Annotated in this window: 1 protein-coding gene; it reads left to right on the top strand. The window is 55.1% G+C overall.

Going from position 1 to position 474, the window contains the following annotated elements; genetic code table 11:
• Window positions 1-474: restriction endonuclease (locus IV91_RS16210; RefSeq protein WP_035418473.1), on the top strand; the 474-nt coding region annotated here is incomplete at both ends.

The following is a 474-nucleotide window of genomic DNA, read 5'->3' as shown; positions in this document are numbered from 1 at the left end:
AACGGGTCAGGACAGCGGGATCGATCTGGTGGCTGAAGTACGCGGGACGGGAGAGTTTCACGCCATCCAGTGCAAACTGTATGCCGAAGATTACAAACTCCAGAAGGGTGACATCGACAGTTTTCTGGCGGTTTCGGGTAAAACCATCTTTACCCACCGGGTTGTTTTCAGCACCTGCCTGCATTGGAGTCACCACGCCGAAGATGCCATTCAGGGACAGTTGATTCCCGTCAGCAGGATTGACCTGGCGGATCTGGAGAACAGTTCCATTGACTGGTCCCAATACCAGCCGGATACCACGGTTACCCTCAAACCGAGGAAAGTGCTGCGTGATCACCAGAAGTCTGCCTTGCGTGCCGTTCAGCAAGGACTGGCAGATGCCGACCGGGGCAAACTCATCATGGCCTGCGGGACGGGCAAGACTTTTACCAGTCTCAAAATTGCCGAGGTTTTGGCTGGACGGGGGAAACAGGT

It is taken from the genome of Ferrovum myxofaciens (assembly GCF_000735045.1).
Classification (GTDB): Bacteria; Pseudomonadota; Gammaproteobacteria; order Burkholderiales; family Ferrovaceae; genus Ferrovum; species Ferrovum myxofaciens.
Note: the sequence above shows the minus strand (reverse complement) of the source record. Positions and strands in the feature narration are given on the sequence as shown.